We start from the raw sequence: 15,303 nt of genomic DNA on the forward strand, positions 1-15,303 counted from the left end.
GAAAACACCGGAAAAGCAGGCCGAAAAACGCTTCTTTTACTTTCCCCGCGACGCCGAACGAACGGCGGCCGACGTATGACGACGGCTCGTCAATGTCAGGAAGAAGGCTGCCGATGACAAGCCCCGCCGTATAGGCGGCGGTAAACGGCAGCTTTGTATGCGCGGCCGCCGCCGCGCCGAGGCATAATGTGGCAATGACATGGCTGGAGTATCGCAACGAAATCCCCTCAAACTTTTATCGTTTTCCCCATTATACCACAGAAAAGAATATTTGTTCGTTTCTTTGACGGATTTGTGACAATGATGCCAAGTGTGACAAAGTTAACATCGCGTTATTGACATCATGGCTATAGTTAAAAGTACACAACGCTAATAAGGAGTGAAGCAAATGAAACGAAAACGATCTCCGCTCACCAACCGTTTCAAATATATTCGGCCGATCGAGCGCCAAGCCGACGGCCATAGCGAAACAACCTACGGCGACCGCGCCTGGGAAGATGCGTACCGTCGCCGCTGGCAGCACGACAAAGTCGTCCGCTCGACCCATGGCGTCAACTGCACGGGGTCGTGCAGCTGGAACATTTACGTCAAAAACGGCATCGTCACCTGGGAAGGACAGCAGCTCAACTATCCGTCGACCGGGCCGGATATGCCGGACTTTGAACCGCGCGGCTGCCCGCGCGGCGCGAGCTTCTCATGGTATATGTACAGCCCGCTGCGCGTCAAATACCCGTATGTCCGCGGCATCTTGCTTGACATGTGGCGCGAGGCGCTCTCCCATCATCCAAACAACCCGCTTGAGGCGTGGAAAAGCATCGTTGAAGACCGCGAAAAAGCGAAGCGCTACAAACAGGCGCGCGGGAAGGGCGGATTCGTGCGCGTCAGCTGGGATGAAGCATTGACGCTTGTCGCCGCTTCTTTATTGTATACGGTCGTCAAATACGGCCCGGACCGCAACGTCGGCTTCTCCCCGATTCCAGCCATGTCGATGGTCAGCCATGCCGCCGGATCGCGCTTCATGCAGCTGATGGGCGGGCCGATGTTAAGCTTCTATGATTGGTACGCCGACTTGCCGCCGGCGTCGCCGCAAATTTGGGGCGACCAAACGGACGTGCCGGAGTCAAGCGACTGGTACAACGCCGGCTACATCATCACCTGGGGCTCGAACGTCCCGCTCACCCGGACTCCGGACGCTCACTTTTTAGCCGAAGTGCGCTACCGCGGCACGAAAGTCGTCTCCGTCAGCCCAGATTACGCCGAGTCGACAAAATTCGCCGACGACTGGCTGTCGGTGAAGCAAGGGATTTTCGGCCTGTTTTTCACGCTTGACGCNGCTACCGCGGCACGAAAGTCGTCTCCGTCAGCCCAGATTACGCCGAGTCGACAAAATTCGCCGACGACTGGCTGTCGGTGAAGCAAGGGACGGACGGCGCCTTGGCGATGGCGATGGGACATGTTATTTTAAACGAATATTACGTCAAACGGACCGTTCCATATTTTGAACGATATGCCAAAACGTACACCGATTTTCCGTTTGTCGTCACCTTAAAACAAAACGGCGGCGCATGGACGGCCGGCCGCTTCTTGTTGGCGAAAGACCTTGGCAAACAAACGAACAATGCCGAATGGAAGCCGGTCATCTATGATGAAAACACCGACTCGTTTGTCGTGCCGAATGGAACGATCGGCGCTCGCTGGGAAGACAAAGGAAAATGGAACTTGCGTCTTGTTGATGAGGAAACAGAACAGCCGCTTGAGCCACGCCTGTCGTTTTTAGGGAGCGAAGATGAAGTCATCTCGATCCAGCTTCCATATTTCACCGCTGAGGGCGGAAAAACGATCGAACGCGCGGTTCCAGTGAAAAAAGTGCAAACCGTAACAGGAGACGTTTACGTCACGACCGTCTATGATTTGATTTTGGCCAACTACGGCATTGACCGCGGCATCGGCGGCACAGTCGCCCGCTCGTACGATGACGAGGTGCCATTCACGCCAGCATGGCAAGAAGCGATCACCGGCGTCGACCGCGAACTCGTCGTGAAAATCGCCCGTGAGTTTGCCGACAACGCGATCGACACAAACGGCCGGTCGATGATCATCGTCGGCGCCGGGATCAACCATTGGTTCAACTCCGATACGATTTACCGCGCCGTCTTGAACCTTGTCTTGTTCGTCGGCGCCCAAGGGGTGAATGGCGGCGGTTGGGCCCATTACGTCGGGCAGGAAAAGCTGCGGCCGGTGGAAGGATGGCAGACAATCGCCACCGCCCGCGACTGGGTCGGACCAGCGAAATTGCAAAACGGCACGTCATTCTTTTACTTTGCGACCGACCAATGGCGCTATGAAGAGCGGCCGGTCGATGAGCTCATCTCACCGCTGGCCAAAAAAGCGCGCTATTCACACCCTGGCGATTACAACGTCTTGGCCGCGCGGCTTGGCTGGCTGCCGTCGTACCCGACGTTTAACAAAAACGGCATCGAGCTGTATAACGAAGCAGTAAGCCATGGAGCCCGCACGCCGGAAGAGATCGGCGCCTACGTCGCGAAACAGCTGAAAAAGAAAGAATTGCAGTTTGCGATCGAAGATCCGGACAACGAGGCGAATTTTCCGCGCAACTTGATCGTCTGGCGCGCCAACTTAATCTCAAGCTCCGGCAAAGGGCACGAATACTTCTTAAAACATTTGCTTGGCACGACGAACGGCTTGTTAAACGATGACCGCGACAGCCTGCGCCCGGAAGAAATCCGCTGGCGCGATGAAGCGCCGGAAGGCAAGCTCGATCTGCTTGTCAACTTGGACTTCCGCATGGCCGGCACAGCGCTCTACTCCGATGTCGTCCTGCCGGCAGCGACATGGTATGAAAAACATGACTTAAGCAGCACGGATATGCATCCGTTCGTCCATCCGTTCAATCCAGCCGTGCCTCCGCTCTGGGAAGCGCGCTCGGACTGGGATATTTTCAAATCACTCGCGAAAGCCGTATCTGATGTCGCCAAACAAGCCGGCTTAAAGCCGATGAAAGAAGTCGTCGCCACTCCGCTGTTGCACGATACGGCGCAAGAGCTGGCGCAGCCGTTCGGTGAAGTGAAAGACTGGAGCAAAGGCGAAACCGAACCGATTCCGGGCAAAACGATGCCGAACATTCATGTCATCGAGCGCGACTATACGCTCATTTACGATCAAATGACCGCCCTGGGTCCGAACGTCGCCCGCCAGCCGATCGGCACAAAAGGGATTGCCTGGTCAGCGAAAGACGAGTATGAACAGTTGAAACGCCGGCTCGGCACTGTCCGGCGCGCTTCCATCGCCGACGGCTGCCCGGATATCAGCGAAGCGAAAAAAGCGGCTGAAGCGATTTTGACGCTGTCATCAACTACAAACGGCAAAATGGCGGTGAAAGCGTGGGAGGCGCTTGAGAAAAAGACGGATTTGAAATTGGCCGATTTAGCGAAAGAACGCGAGGAAGAATGCTTTACGTTTGAACAAATCACCGCCCAGCCGAAAACGGTCATCACCTCGCCGGCGTTCAGCGGCTCGGAAAAAGGCGGGCGGCGCTACTCGCCGTTTACGACGAACGTCGAACGGCTCATCCCGTGGCGGACGTTGACCGGCCGGCAGTCGTTTTACATCGATCATGAACTGATGCACGAGTTTGGCGAAACGATGGCGACGTTCAAGCCGGTGTTGCCGCACCGTCCGTTTTCAAACAAACGCCCGAAAGAAAACGGAAAGGAAGTCATCTTGAACTATTTGACGCCGCATAACAAATGGTCGATCCACAGCATGTATTTCGACTCCTTGCCGATGTTGACGCTTTTCCGCGGCGGGCCGACCGTGTGGATGAACAAAGATGATGCGGCCGAAGCCGGCATCAACGACAACGACTGGATCGAATGTTTCAACGAAAACGGCGTCGTCGTCGCCCGCGCCGTCGTCTCCCACCGGCTGCCGCGCGGCATGGCGTTTATGCACCACGCGCAAGACCGCCATATTAACGTGCCGGGCACGAAGCTGACAAACAACCGCGGCGGCACGCACAACAGCCCGACGCGCATCCACGTAAAGCCGACGCANACCCAACTCAGCAAAATGAGGCCGAAAAACAGTTAAGCTACGGATTCAACTATTACGGACCGACGGGCAACCAACGCGACCTGTACGTCGTCATCCGCAAACTCGAGGAGGTTGATTGGCTTGAAGATTAAAGCGCAAGTCGGCATGGTGATGAATTTGGACAAATGCATCGGCTGCCATACGTGCAGCGTCACGTGCAAAAACACATGGACGAACCGCCCCGGCGCTGAATACATGTACTTTAACAACGTTGAAACGAAACCCGGAATCGGCTATCCGAAACAATGGGAAAACCAAGAGAAGTATAGAGGCGGCTGGGAGTTGAAAAACGGCGAACTGCGGCTCAAATCCGGCTCGAAAGCGATGCGGCTCGTCAACTTGTTCTACAATCCGTACCAGCCTACGATCGACGATTACTACGAACCGTGGAATTACGACTATGAAACGTTGACGAACAGCCCGCTAAAACAATACCAGCCAGTGGCGCGGCCGAAATCAAGCATCACCGGCGAATGGATGGAGCTGTCATGGGGGCCGAACTGGGAAGACGATCTGGCCGGCGTCCATATCACCGGTTTGCGTGATCCGAACGTTGTCAAAATGGAGCAGGCGATCCAAGCGGAATTTGAGAATGTCTTTATGATGTACTTGCCGCGCATTTGCGAGCATTGCCTCAATCCGTCATGCGTATCGAGCTGCCCGTCAGGCGCCATGTACAAACGCGACGAGGACGGCATCGTCCTCGTCGACCAAAACGCCTGCCGCGCTTGGCGGTATTGCGTCACAAGCTGCCCGTACAAAAAAGTGTATTTCAACTGGCAAACGAACAAAGCGGAAAAATGTACGCTCTGTTTCCCGCGCATCGAAGCCGGCATGCCGACGATTTGTTCGGAAACGTGCGTCGGCCGCATTCGCTACATCGGCGTCATGCTGTATGATGCGGATCAAGTGAAAGAAGCGGCGAGCGTCGCCGATGAGAAACAGCTATATCACGCTCAACTGGACATTTTCCTTGATCCGAACGATCCGACTGTCATCGCCGAAGCGAAAGAAGCGGGCATCCCGGACGAATGGATCGCCGCCGCACAGCGCTCGCCGATTTACAAAATGATCGTCGACTGGAAAATCGCTTTGCCGCTGCATCCGGAATACCGGACGCTGCCAATGGTATGGTACATTCCGCCGCTGAGCCCGATCATGAATACGATCGAAGGAAAAGGAAGCCAAGCGAGCGCCGATGACATCTTCCCGGCCATTGATGAAATGCGCATTCCGATCGAATATTTGGCGAATTTGCTGACGGCGGGCGATACGGCGCACATCCGCACGACATTGAAAAAAATGGCGGCCATGCGCTCATACATGCGGGCGAAACAAACGAACAAACAGCCGGACATCCGCCTCATTGAATCGCTCGGCTTAAGCCGTGAAGACATTGAAGAGATGTACCGTTTGCTCGCGATTGCCAAATACGAANTCCGACGGAATAAAATCGCGCCGAAAAACATGCGGGCGAAACAAACGAACAAACAGCCGGACATCCGCCTCATTGAATCGCTCGGCTTAAGCCGTGAAGACATTGAAGAGATGTACCGTTTGCTCGCGATTGCCAAATACGAAGACCGCTTCGTCATTCCAGCATCGCACCGCGAAGAAGTCGCTGACTTGTACGCGGAACAAGGCAGCTGCGGGCTGGCGTTCGCCGGCGGCCCGGGCGCTTGCGGCACGCTGTAAAAGGAGAAAGAAGGCGAGCCCCGCCCCCTTCAACAATGAAATGGAGGATTTACGATGAACAGCGAACAACAACAAACGGTCTTTCTATGTGTATCGTATTTGTTGTCTTACCCGGACGAACAGTGGGCCGAATCGCTTCCTGACTGCCTAGACGCCATCCGCTCGCTTGACGATGAAACCGTCCGCGCGCCGCTTTTGGCAGTGGCCGAACAGCTCGCGGTCACCCCGGCTCGAGAGCGGATGGAGCAATATGTCGAAACATTTGATTTCGGCAAAAAAACGAATTTGTACTTGACGTATATGACNTTTTTCGGCTTTTTTTTGTGGCCGAACAGCTCGCGGTCACCCCGGCTCGAGAGCGGATGGAGCAATATGTCGAAACATTTGATTTCGGCAAAAAAACGAATTTGTACTTGACGTATATGACAAACGGCGAGCAGCGGGAGCGCGGAATCGAACTCGTCGCCTTAAAAGCGCGCTACGAGGCGGCCGGATTCGCCGTCTCCGATCACGAGCTGCCCGACTACTTGCCGCTCATGCTTGAATGGATGGCCTATGCAGATCAAGAGCATACGACCGCCTTGCTCGCCGATTATGCCGGCCATATCCGCGAAATCGGCGACCGGCTGGCAGCGGCAGGCAGCCCGTATGCACAGCTGTTTGACGCGCTCAATCACACATTCACTCAACTCGGCGTGACGCCGCTCCCGAAAGGAGGTGCAACGGCATGGCCAGCCAATTTCTCTGGGTGATTGTTCCGTATTTGGCGCTTGTCCTATTTGTCGCCGGCCATATTTGGCGCTACCAGCGCGACCAGTTTGGCTGGACATCCAAATCAAGCGAACTGCTCGAAAAACGGCAGTTGCGCCTTGGAAGCCTTCTCTTTCACTGGGGCATTTTGTTCGTGTTTGTCGGCCACGTGATGGGCATTCTCATTCCCGAGCCGTTTTACGAGGCGCTTGGCGTGACAGAAGAGATGTACCACGCCCTCGCCTTGGCAGGCGGCATTCCGGCCGGCTTGGCGGCCTTCGTTGGTTTCGTGATCCTTTTTCGCCGCCGCTTGACGGTCAAGCGCGTACGGACGACAAGCAGCACCGGCGACTGGGTCGCGCTCGGATTTTTGCTTGTCGTGATCGCCAGCGGGTTGTCGTCGACGTTTCTGAACATCGATTCGCACGGGTTTGATTACCGGACGACAATCGGCCCGTGGTTTCGCGGCCTTCTTACGTTCCGTCCGAACCCAGCTTATATGGAAGCGGTGCCGCTTTGGTTTCAGATTCATATTCTCGCTGCATTCGGTTTGTTCGCCGTCTGGCCGTTCACCCGTCTCGTTCACGTATTCAGCTTCCCGCTCCGCTACTTGCAGCGCAGCTACGTCGTCTATCGAAAGCGAATGCCAAAACAAGCAGAGCCGGTCAACCGCGCCAAGTAAGCGAGCGGCGGGCGTCACATCAGGAACCCTAAACTGAACAGGCGGAGGGGGCAAACCGATTGCCTAACAGCCGGCCTGTCAACTTTAACGGTGGCGGGAACGAAACAACGTGCGCTTCCGCATACCCTAACGATCGCATAACAACCTGCCAACAAATGAACCAATAATAAAAAACAGGATGCCCGTCGTTTGGGGCATCCTGTTTTCCATTTGTTACTTAGTTAATGCGCGCAAACAGCTCCTCTTTCTCCGCATCGGACAACAACCGCTCGGCCATCGGGAAGAGCACGTTCTCCTCTTTCATGAAGTGCTCATCCAAAATATGATACGCCTCAATCACCGCGCCGGCAAGCGTCAACGCCTGCCTGCTGTCGATGTTCTCCGGCAGCTGGGCGGTCTTTTCTAAAAACATGGAAAGGCGCGTTTTCGCCTGTTCGTGTTCGTATTCCATAACGGCGATAGGGCCGGTCGTCCGCCCGATGTACCGAGCCATCATTGGGAACAATACGCCTTCTTCCCGCTCCGAATGCGGATCTAGGGCGGCGACGAACGATTCAACTTTTTCTCTCAAATCAGCGAGCGGCTCACGCCAGTTGCGGTCATTTTCCCCGCGGCCGATCGCCTCCGCTGCGGCAAGCAGCTGCTCCATTTGGGCGCGCAGCGGGCCGTGTTCTTGTTTTAATTGCGCCAGACCGGCGCATAATTTCACCCCTTCAGGGCCGCCCATATGGCAAAATGAATGCATCATCAATTCCTCCTTTTTATGATCCGTCCGTTGTTTCCATTATACTGTGTGCAGCATCTCCATCGTTGTGAGTCATATCACACCGCCGACAGGCAAGCGCAAAAAAAAACAGCACGCTCGCCCCCATGAGCGACGCGCCGTAGCAAATCCCCGCCGAACCGTGCTCGCCATCTGCTGGAATGAGCTTCGTTTCATGCTCGCCCCGCCCTTTCATATGAAAAATACATCCCCAGTTTTATTATAAGCGGAAAATGTTCGAAAAACTGTGACAAAAAATAAACAGTTTAGCATTTTTGATGAAACACATAATATAAAACATTTAACAAAAAGATGATCTCTTATATAGCAGGTTGGACAATTGATATAAAACAACCCTCAACAGGGCTTATTGTTGAAAATAACGGGCAAGCGTCACAATCATCGCTCCCATCCGCTCATGTTCCGGGGCGATGACGCGATCGACTCCCTCTTCTTCCAATGCTTCTTTTGTCACTTTGCCAACGGCGCAGGCCACGACATCGGTGCGAAACGCGTCAAGCAGCGGTGCGATCTCTTTTTTCTCGCGGGCGAACGAAAAGAAAAAGCGGACTTGCATCGCCGATGTAAAACAGACGGCATCGACTTCGCGCCCGACGATTTCTTTATACAATGTCGCCAGTGTCTCCTCATCCGGAGCGATATGCCGGTATGGCAACAATTCCGTATACAAAGCGCCTTGTTCAAGAAAAAACTGCTTCAAGGCTGGCGCGGTATCGCCGTACAGCTGTACAACAACGTTTTTTTCCGCAAAGTCGTGCCCATAAAGAGCAGCAATCAACCCTTTCGTCGTCCCGTCCTCGCTTGCGGCCACCGGGGTGACGCCGATTTGTTTCAACGCCGTCACCGTTTTATAGCCGCGGGCAGCCACGTTCGCTTCCTTGATCGTTCGATGCCATTGAGCAGCCATTCCCTCCCGGTCGGCCGCTTCCAACAGCGCCTCAAAGCCGATTCCCGTCGTAAATACGATCCAGTCCGGCCGCATGGCGATGACGGTTCGCATTTCCTCTCCCAGTTCGCTTCCCTTTGAAAAGACGGTCCCTTGCGCCGGACGAATGATGGCCGTTCCTCCTTGCTTTTCAATAAGCGTTGTCATTTCGTCCAGTTTGCGTGACGCGCACAAGGCAATCCGTTTGCCATGCATGTCCCTTCCCCCTTATGGTCAGTCGTTCGTCCTTTCCATTCTAAAAGATGGTCTTTGCCTATGCAACAAAAACCATTCCGCTCCCTGGCACATCGCAACGCGAATGCCGCCTTCATTGGGTATAGAGCCCAGCGCAACAGAACAGACCGCAGGCAGAAACAGCCGACCACCATCAAAAAAACACGCGCCCAAAGACGCGTGCCCTCCGTTCAACGAGTATGTACCATGGCCTCTTCTCCCCGACGGTCAAAGGAACCGATGATGCGCGTCGGCTCGACGGAAATGATCCGGTCCAACGGAATGTTCATTAGACGCATTTGCCGGTTGTAAACAAACAGTTTGCGCGTGTCCTGATACAGCTTGACCGGCAGCACGACCGCTTCCCCTTGATAGGTTTTTACACGCACCGGCTGCTTCTCGGCAATCCACGCCGACAGCTGTTCATACCATTCCATTCTGATTGTTCCCCCTTCTCATCCGATCCTACTTATGATTATAAACGGAAAAAGCGGAAAAAAGGGGGAAAGAAAAATCAACAAATTCGACGAAGGGATGACAAACCGTGTCGATAAATGTTCAGCGCACGGAAATGTTCCGTGCGCCTTTGGAGGTGGTCAGCGGTGGATCAACACACGCGCTGCCGTGCGGTCAACGCTTTCACCGATGACGCGGATTTTTAGGCCATAGTTGGGCACGTTCCGGCCGGCGTCGACGGCCCCTTTATTGTCATACGACCGGCTGTCGTCAAACACCGGCGTCGGCGATGTATCGTTGTCGATCAGCTGTGAGCCATTGATTGCCACGCGGAATGGGGCTCCTTTTTGCAGGCTGAACGCCGCATCGTGCACTTGATAGCGAGTCGACGCTGTCGTATTGCCCGACCATTTTAACGTATGCTGGTCGGCATCCACAACGCCAAGAAACCCTTCGCCCGGATGGACGCCCGTCCAGTTGTTGTCATAGCCTTCATCCACATACCAGACGACAAGCCCTGNTTTTTACCCAATAAAACAAAGCCGAAAACGGCATCCACAACGCCAAGAAACCCTTCGCCCGGATGGACGCCCGTCCAGTTGTTGTCATAGCCTTCATCCACATACCAGACGACAAGCCCTGGATCGTACGAAAGAAGCCGGTCGCCGCGCAAAATATGGGCGAGCCCTTCATCGACGCCGCGGTGGTTGCGCCATTCAAGCAAATAATAATGCTTCGAGCGCGCGATGCCGTCGCTTTTCGCAAAACCGTCCAACGCGAAAGCGCTGTCGCCCTCTGCATCGTCTGTGAGCGCGATTGTTCCATCTGCCGTCACTTGAATGTTGTCAACATACCAGCCAGCTTCCGACACCGCTACATCAGTGATGTAATGGAAGCGAAGGTCAATCGTTTGTCCTGCATAGGCCGACAAGTCAAATTCCGCCTTCACCCAGCCGTTTGACGTACCGGTAATGCCGTTGCCCGGGTTTTGCCCGTACGGATTGTTGGTCGTCGTAATGTTTCCTTGAATTGTTGTCCATTCGTTGCTGCCATGCGGTTTTACTTCTACCGCCCCATAATCCCAGTCTTTCTCAATCGCATACCATGTATCAAATGCCAGCGTCGCCTTGGACGCTCTCGTCAAATCGATCGTCGTTGACATCGTATGATCTAAGTTGTTTCCACTGCCGGAGAAATAGGCATACGCACCGCTTGGCGGGGTCGTGATGACCGTTTCTTTGTCCGGCAAGTTGATGCGCACGGCATCGTTGTTCGTCCCTTTCGTGTTCGCTTCATCGAGCACGACTTCAACACCGTTTGGCGTTACTTCGTTCCACTCAACGGTCGTTCCGCTCAGCCAGTTGCTGCCGGGCATGGTCGACTGCAAAAACTGTTTCGCCCAGGCGCTGAAGCCGGTCGGCTCGGTGCCCGGAATGCGTCCCGCCCAACTTCCGCTTGACATAATCGACCAATAGGCAACTGGCTCGCCCAGACCGGAGTAAATCGTATCGTATTCATCCGGCAGCCCTAAATCGTGGCCGTATTCGTGAGCAAACACTCCTGCCGCCCCGTCAGCCGGCTCAATCGTATAATCGTAAGCCGCCAGTTGGCCGCGCCAATACGGCACATCCGTCGTCGTATTCGGAATGCGGTACACCGATCCTAAATTCCAGCGGTGCGACCAAATGGCATCGCCGCCGAGCGAACCGCCGCCCGATTCTTCTCCGACGCTGGAGTGAATGATCATTAAATGGTCAATCAAACCGTCCGGTTCGCGATAATTGCCGTCGCCGTCTAAATCGTAGCGATCCTCTTGGTCAAACTCACGCAAATCAATGGTCGGATCCTGGGCGGCTGCCGCCAGCGCTTCGCGCACAAGCGCTCGTGGATTGACGTCATTGCCATCCGGCGCCGGTACATTTCCGCCATAGTATTTAGCCGGATACTTCGCCTGATACCAGCCTGCCACTTTTCCTTCAATGGAATAGCTGCCGCCTGATTGCTCTTCATAATATTTTTTTACTGAGATAAGCTTCTCGCCATTCGGTCCATCGTAATAGCCGTCATCGCCGCCGAAAATCATATCTTCATAATGTTCGCGTGTATAATCTTTATAATACATATCCGTTTCAGTTGGCTGAATGTTGTTATGCGGAAAGTCCGGATACTCGATGAGCAAAACGAGTACACGGTCGACCCGCTTGCCGCCGTTCCATGGCTCCGGCTTGACGGATGGCACGGAAGCCGTTTTCGATTGTCCGAGCTTTTTCCCTTTCCCGTTCAGCACGCCATTTGTCTGCTGTCCGTCCTGCATCGCCTCGGCGCGCTTTGCCTCTTTATCGTATAATTCTCCTTTTCCCCGCGGCATATGAATCGCCTTTTGCCGCAAATAGTCGCGCACTGCTTGTTCCACCTCAGCAGGAGTCGCATCAGCGCGAAGCTTTCCGCTCCGTTTCAACATTTCCGCCAGCTTTTCCTCATTGGCAATCGCAAAATCGACCGGTCCCCCTTGCTTCACAGCTGGAATGCCGGGGGCGTTAGCCGCTTTCGGCGCTTCCGCCGGAGATGCCCACAGCCCGATGCCGAGCGACAGCGCCGCAACAAGTGATGGAATCGACCGTTTTTTCAAAAATATCCCTCCATATCAAATAAAAGGTTGATAGAAAATATATACAATTAAAATATTATAGAATAATATAAAAAAATAAAGGGTATTTTTTATCAAGAACAAAATAGTTCTTTTTACCTATATTTGTCGAAAAAACGAGATTTATAGCAAAAAAAGGCTATCGATTTCACCTTAACATCCAGACAGTTTTCCAGTTACAATGTAATATATTCGCAGTTTTTGTAGAAATTCTGGTTATGCAGCTTGACGATGGGAAAGAAGGTGCCGCGATGCTGAATATTTTCAAAGACTTTTTGCTCAACTTGTTTTTCATCCTTCTGCCGGTGTTCCTCGTTCCCCTCTGTACGGAGCAGGAGAAGAGGCCAAAACGATTCCGCCTTTATTTGCCGACCATTTGTTACGCCGTCGTGATCATGTTATGCATCACCCTCCCGGTCGGAACAGAGAGCGATTTCATCTTCGACTTGCGGCAAATTCCTCTGTGGCTTGGCGGTTTGTACGGCGGAGCGGGGGCGGCGACGGTTTTAGCGTTTACGGCGATCGCCTACCGCTCGCTGTTCGGCGGAGCTGGCGTCTTCGTCACCGTCGTCGTTTCCATCGCCATCGCTGCAACAAGCAGTTTATTGACAAAACGGTTTGTCGAGCTGCCAACCAAACAGCGCACGCTGTTCGCTGCATCGCTCAGCTTCGGCTCTGGCCTATTGACCGTCGCCATAGCGGAGTGGATGGCTGCTGCGGTTTCTCCTCCGCCTTCCGTTGCGCTTATCTTTTTGTTTGTACAGCCCATCAGCATGCTCATCGTTTGTTCGTTTCAGGAAATGGTGCACCATAACATCGCGCTGCGCAAACGAGTGATTCGCGCCGAGAAAATGGAAGCCGTCACCCATTTAGCTGCTTCCATCTCTCATGAAATTCGCAACCCACTCACCGCGGCGCGTGGGTTTATCCAACTGATCGAAGAGCAGCCGCTCGCTGCCGACAAACGACGCCAGTATGCGCGCATCGCCATTGAGGAGCTTGACCGAGCTGAAGCGATCATCACCGATTACTTGACGTTTGCCAAGCCGGCGCCCGAGACGCCGGAAAAGCTGAACGTGAAGCTCGAAATCGAGCGAGTCATTGACATCCTCCGCCCGCTCGCCAATATGAGCTGCGTCGATATTCAAGCGACGCTTGCCCCATTTTCCGTCATCGGTGAGCGCGAAAAATTCCGTCAATGTTTGCTCAATGTAATGAAAAACGCCATCGAAGCGATGCCTAACGGCGGGACGTTGCAAGTATACGTCTCCATTGACAACGGACGTGTGCTCATCCGCATCGCTGATACCGGCGTTGGCATGACGAAAGAACAGCTCGAACGGCTTGGCGAACCGTATTTTACGACGAAAGGCGTCAAAGGCACGGGGCTCGGAATGATGGTCGTCTACCGCATCATTGAATCGATGAACGGAACGATTCGCATCGAAAGCGAAATACATAAAGGAACGACGGTGTCGATTTATTTGCCGCTCGCACCGTCTCCTTCTTCCTCAACGATTTCTGATAAAGAAAAACAGCTGTTTGCCGCCTTATGATATAGCGAAGACCGGCCGCAAGGGCTCTTGTGAACAAAGGTCAACATATCGATATCCTGTATGCCCAGCCATCAAAGGGCCTTTTCTTTTGGTCTGGGCATCTTTTCCTTTAGCCGTCCTTCGCACAGATGAGTAAACTATTTTTGGGTAAAATTCAGGAATAGATCCCCAGTTGCGAACGGATCGCCCTAGTTTAACATCACAGCGGTTTCTGCTACAATACTATCGAAGCGAAACACATCGAGGGAAAAGGAGACAGTTGCATGATTCACGTCAAAACGGAACGGGAAATTCAATTGATGCGCGAGGCGGGGAAGCTGCTCGCCGCCTGTCATCAAGAGATCGCCAAACGCATCGGACCGGGCGTCACAACGATGGAAATCGACCGGTTCGTTGAAACGTTTTTGGCCAAATACGGCGCCAAACCGGAACAAAAAGGATACCGCGGCTATCCGTATGCGACATGCGCTTCCATTAACGATGAAATTTGCCACGGGTTTCCGCGCAATGAGCCGCTGAAAGAAGGCGATATCGTCACGATCGATTTTGTCGTCAATTTGCGCGGAGCGCTCGCCGATTCCGCCTGGACGTACGCCATCGGCGACGTCGGCAAAGACGTGGAAAAGCTGCTTAACGTCACCGAGCAGTCGCTCTATAAAGGAATCGAGCAAGCCGTTCTCGGCAATCGGATCGGCGACATCGGCCACGCCATTCAAACGTACGTCGAAGCGCACGGCTTTTCCGTCGTACGCGATTTCACCGGACACGGCATCGGCCCGACGATTCACGAAGAGCCGTATGTCCCCCACTTCGGCGAAAAAGGAAAAGGGATGCGTTTAAAGGAGGGGATGGTCATCACGATCGAACCGATGGTCAACATGGGGGCATGGCAAAGCAAAATGGATCCGAACGGCTGGACGGCGCGAACGATCGACGGCTCGTATTCAGCGCAATATGAACATACGATCGCCATTACAAAAAACGGGCCGCTCATTTTAACGACGCCGGCGTAACGGTAACCCCCGGACAAAACACTTTGTCCGGGGGTTATCCATAATTCGCCCAAACTTCTTGCTAACCTATCTATCGTCTCTCCGCCTTATTCTTTTCCTTTTGTTTACATAATAAAATTATGGTTGCTAACCTTCGATCACCTTCACATACAACGTCCGCTGGCGCGGCCCATCGTATTCACAAAAATACACACCTTGCCAGCGTCCAAGCAGCAGCCGGCCTTCGTGAATAATGACGTGCTGCGACGCGCCAACCGTGCTCGCTTTCATATGAGCGGCCGTGTTTCCTTCCATATGGCGGTCAAGCGGATGCTCCCACGGATACGTTTCATCAAAACGGCGCATCATGTCGCGCTTGACATCTGGATCCGCGTTTTCGTTAATGGTGATGCCAGCCGTTGTATGCGGACAATAAACGACTTTTCGGCGTATTTTTTTGAGCATTTCT

9 protein-coding genes and 8 pseudogenes are annotated in these 15,303 nt (G+C 53.7%); 9 read left to right on the plus strand and 8 right to left on the minus strand.

Going from position 1 to position 15,303, the window contains the following annotated elements; genetic code table 11:
* Positions 1–217 (minus strand): metal-dependent hydrolase (locus tag T260_RS122580; protein WP_023634575.1); only part of this gene is annotated, 217 nt, incomplete at its 3' end.
* Between the two features lie 171 nt (positions 218–388).
* On the opposite strand from T260_RS122580, the pseudogene T260_RS1000000140575 reads away from it, so the two are divergent.
* The 7 genes and pseudogenes from T260_RS1000000140575 to narI all read left to right on the plus strand — a co-directional run.
* Positions 389–1,291: pseudogene (locus T260_RS1000000140575) on the plus strand (molybdopterin-dependent oxidoreductase); the annotation flags it as partial.
* A gap of 104 nt (positions 1,292–1,395) precedes the next feature.
* Positions 1,396–4,205, plus strand: a pseudogene (locus T260_RS01000000138185) (nitrate reductase subunit alpha); the annotation flags it as partial.
* A pseudogene (gene narH / locus T260_RS122575) lies at positions 4,195–5,556 on the plus strand (nitrate reductase subunit beta); the annotation flags it as partial. The pseudogenes T260_RS01000000138185 and narH (T260_RS122575), both read left to right, overlap by 11 nt.
* Before the next feature lie 24 nt (positions 5,557–5,580).
* Positions 5,581–5,808 (plus strand): annotated as a pseudogene (gene narH, locus T260_RS1000000140685) (nitrate reductase subunit beta); the annotation flags it as partial.
* Between the two features lie 54 nt (positions 5,809–5,862).
* Positions 5,863–6,099: pseudogene (locus tag T260_RS1000000141105) on the plus strand (nitrate reductase molybdenum cofactor assembly chaperone); the annotation flags it as partial.
* Between the two features lie 23 nt (positions 6,100–6,122).
* A pseudogene (gene narJ, locus T260_RS1000000141110) lies at positions 6,123–6,560 on the plus strand (nitrate reductase molybdenum cofactor assembly chaperone); the annotation flags it as partial.
* Complete coding sequence (narI, locus tag T260_RS122570) at positions 6,536–7,240, plus strand: respiratory nitrate reductase subunit gamma (protein WP_023634577.1); 705 nt, start codon at positions 6,536–6,538, stop codon at positions 7,238–7,240. The pseudogene narJ and the gene narI, both read left to right, overlap by 25 nt.
* A gap of 217 nt (positions 7,241–7,457) precedes the next feature.
* Here the strand turns inward: narI and T260_RS122565 are convergent, their stop codons facing one another.
* The 6 genes and pseudogenes from T260_RS122565 to T260_RS0121205 form a co-directional block, all read right to left on the minus strand.
* Positions 7,458–7,985: a hemerythrin domain-containing protein gene (locus tag T260_RS122565; RefSeq protein WP_020278823.1), complete on the minus strand. Its 528-nt coding sequence runs from the start codon at positions 7,983–7,985 to the stop codon at positions 7,458–7,460.
* Between the two features lie 112 nt (positions 7,986–8,097).
* Positions 8,098–8,199 (minus strand): annotated as a pseudogene (locus tag T260_RS1000000140905) (pyruvate synthase alpha chain); the annotation flags it as partial.
* Between the two features lie 171 nt (positions 8,200–8,370).
* Positions 8,371–9,165 carry a uroporphyrinogen-III synthase gene (locus T260_RS122560; RefSeq protein ID WP_014195925.1) on the minus strand — a complete coding sequence of 265 codons (795 nt, stop codon included), beginning with the start codon at positions 9,163–9,165 and terminating at the stop codon, positions 8,371–8,373.
* A 209-nt stretch (positions 9,166–9,374) separates the two neighbouring features.
* Positions 9,375–9,620 (minus strand): hypothetical protein, encoded by a 246-nt coding sequence (locus T260_RS122555; protein WP_020278820.1) that lies wholly within the window; start codon positions 9,618–9,620, stop codon positions 9,375–9,377.
* Between the two features lie 159 nt (positions 9,621–9,779).
* Complete coding sequence (locus T260_RS0121200; protein ID WP_031213283.1) at positions 9,780–10,076, minus strand: immune inhibitor A domain-containing protein; 297 nt, start codon at positions 10,074–10,076, stop codon at positions 9,780–9,782.
* Positions 10,077–10,201: 125 nt separating this feature from the next.
* A pseudogene (locus tag T260_RS0121205) lies at positions 10,202–12,268 on the minus strand (immune inhibitor A domain-containing protein); the annotation flags it as partial.
* 269 nt (positions 12,269–12,537) lie between these two features.
* Between T260_RS0121205 and T260_RS122550 the strand changes: the two are divergent.
* Both T260_RS122550 and map read left to right on the plus strand, forming a co-directional pair.
* Positions 12,538–13,842 carry a sensor histidine kinase gene (locus T260_RS122550; protein WP_014195931.1) on the plus strand — a complete coding sequence of 435 codons (1,305 nt, stop codon included), beginning with the start codon at positions 12,538–12,540 and terminating at the stop codon, positions 13,840–13,842.
* Between the two features lie 263 nt (positions 13,843–14,105).
* Positions 14,106–14,855, plus strand: coding sequence for a type I methionyl aminopeptidase (gene map / locus T260_RS122545; protein WP_014195932.1), 750 nt, complete (start codon positions 14,106–14,108; stop codon positions 14,853–14,855).
* A 126-nt stretch (positions 14,856–14,981) separates the two neighbouring features.
* On the opposite strand, the gene T260_RS122540 is transcribed toward map, so the two are convergent.
* The coding region (locus T260_RS122540) for a secondary thiamine-phosphate synthase enzyme YjbQ (RefSeq protein ID WP_023634579.1) at positions 14,982–15,303 on the minus strand (322 nt) is incomplete at its 5' end.

This window comes from Geobacillus thermopakistaniensis (assembly GCF_000498995.1).
In the GTDB taxonomy this organism is placed as follows: Bacteria; Bacillota; Bacilli; order Bacillales; family Anoxybacillaceae; genus Geobacillus; species Geobacillus thermoleovorans.

Excerpts from the sequence above, each read along its gene's own strand:
- T260_RS122565 (WP_020278823.1), bottom strand. The coding sequence starts at position 7,985 with ATGCATTCATTTTGCCATATGGGCGGCCCTGAAGGGGTGAAATTATGC.
- T260_RS122555 (WP_020278820.1), bottom strand. The coding sequence starts at position 9,620 with ATGGAATGGTATGAACAGCTGTCGGCGTGGATTGCCGAGAAGCAGCCG.
- T260_RS122560 (WP_014195925.1), bottom strand. The coding sequence starts at position 9,165 with ATGCATGGCAAACGGATTGCCTTGTGCGCGTCACGCAAACTGGACGAA.
- map (WP_014195932.1), top strand. The coding sequence starts at position 14,106 with ATGATTCACGTCAAAACGGAACGGGAAATTCAATTGATGCGCGAGGCG.
- narI (WP_023634577.1), top strand. The coding sequence starts at position 6,536 with ATGGCCAGCCAATTTCTCTGGGTGATTGTTCCGTATTTGGCGCTTGTC.
- T260_RS122550 (WP_014195931.1), top strand. The coding sequence starts at position 12,538 with ATGCTGAATATTTTCAAAGACTTTTTGCTCAACTTGTTTTTCATCCTT.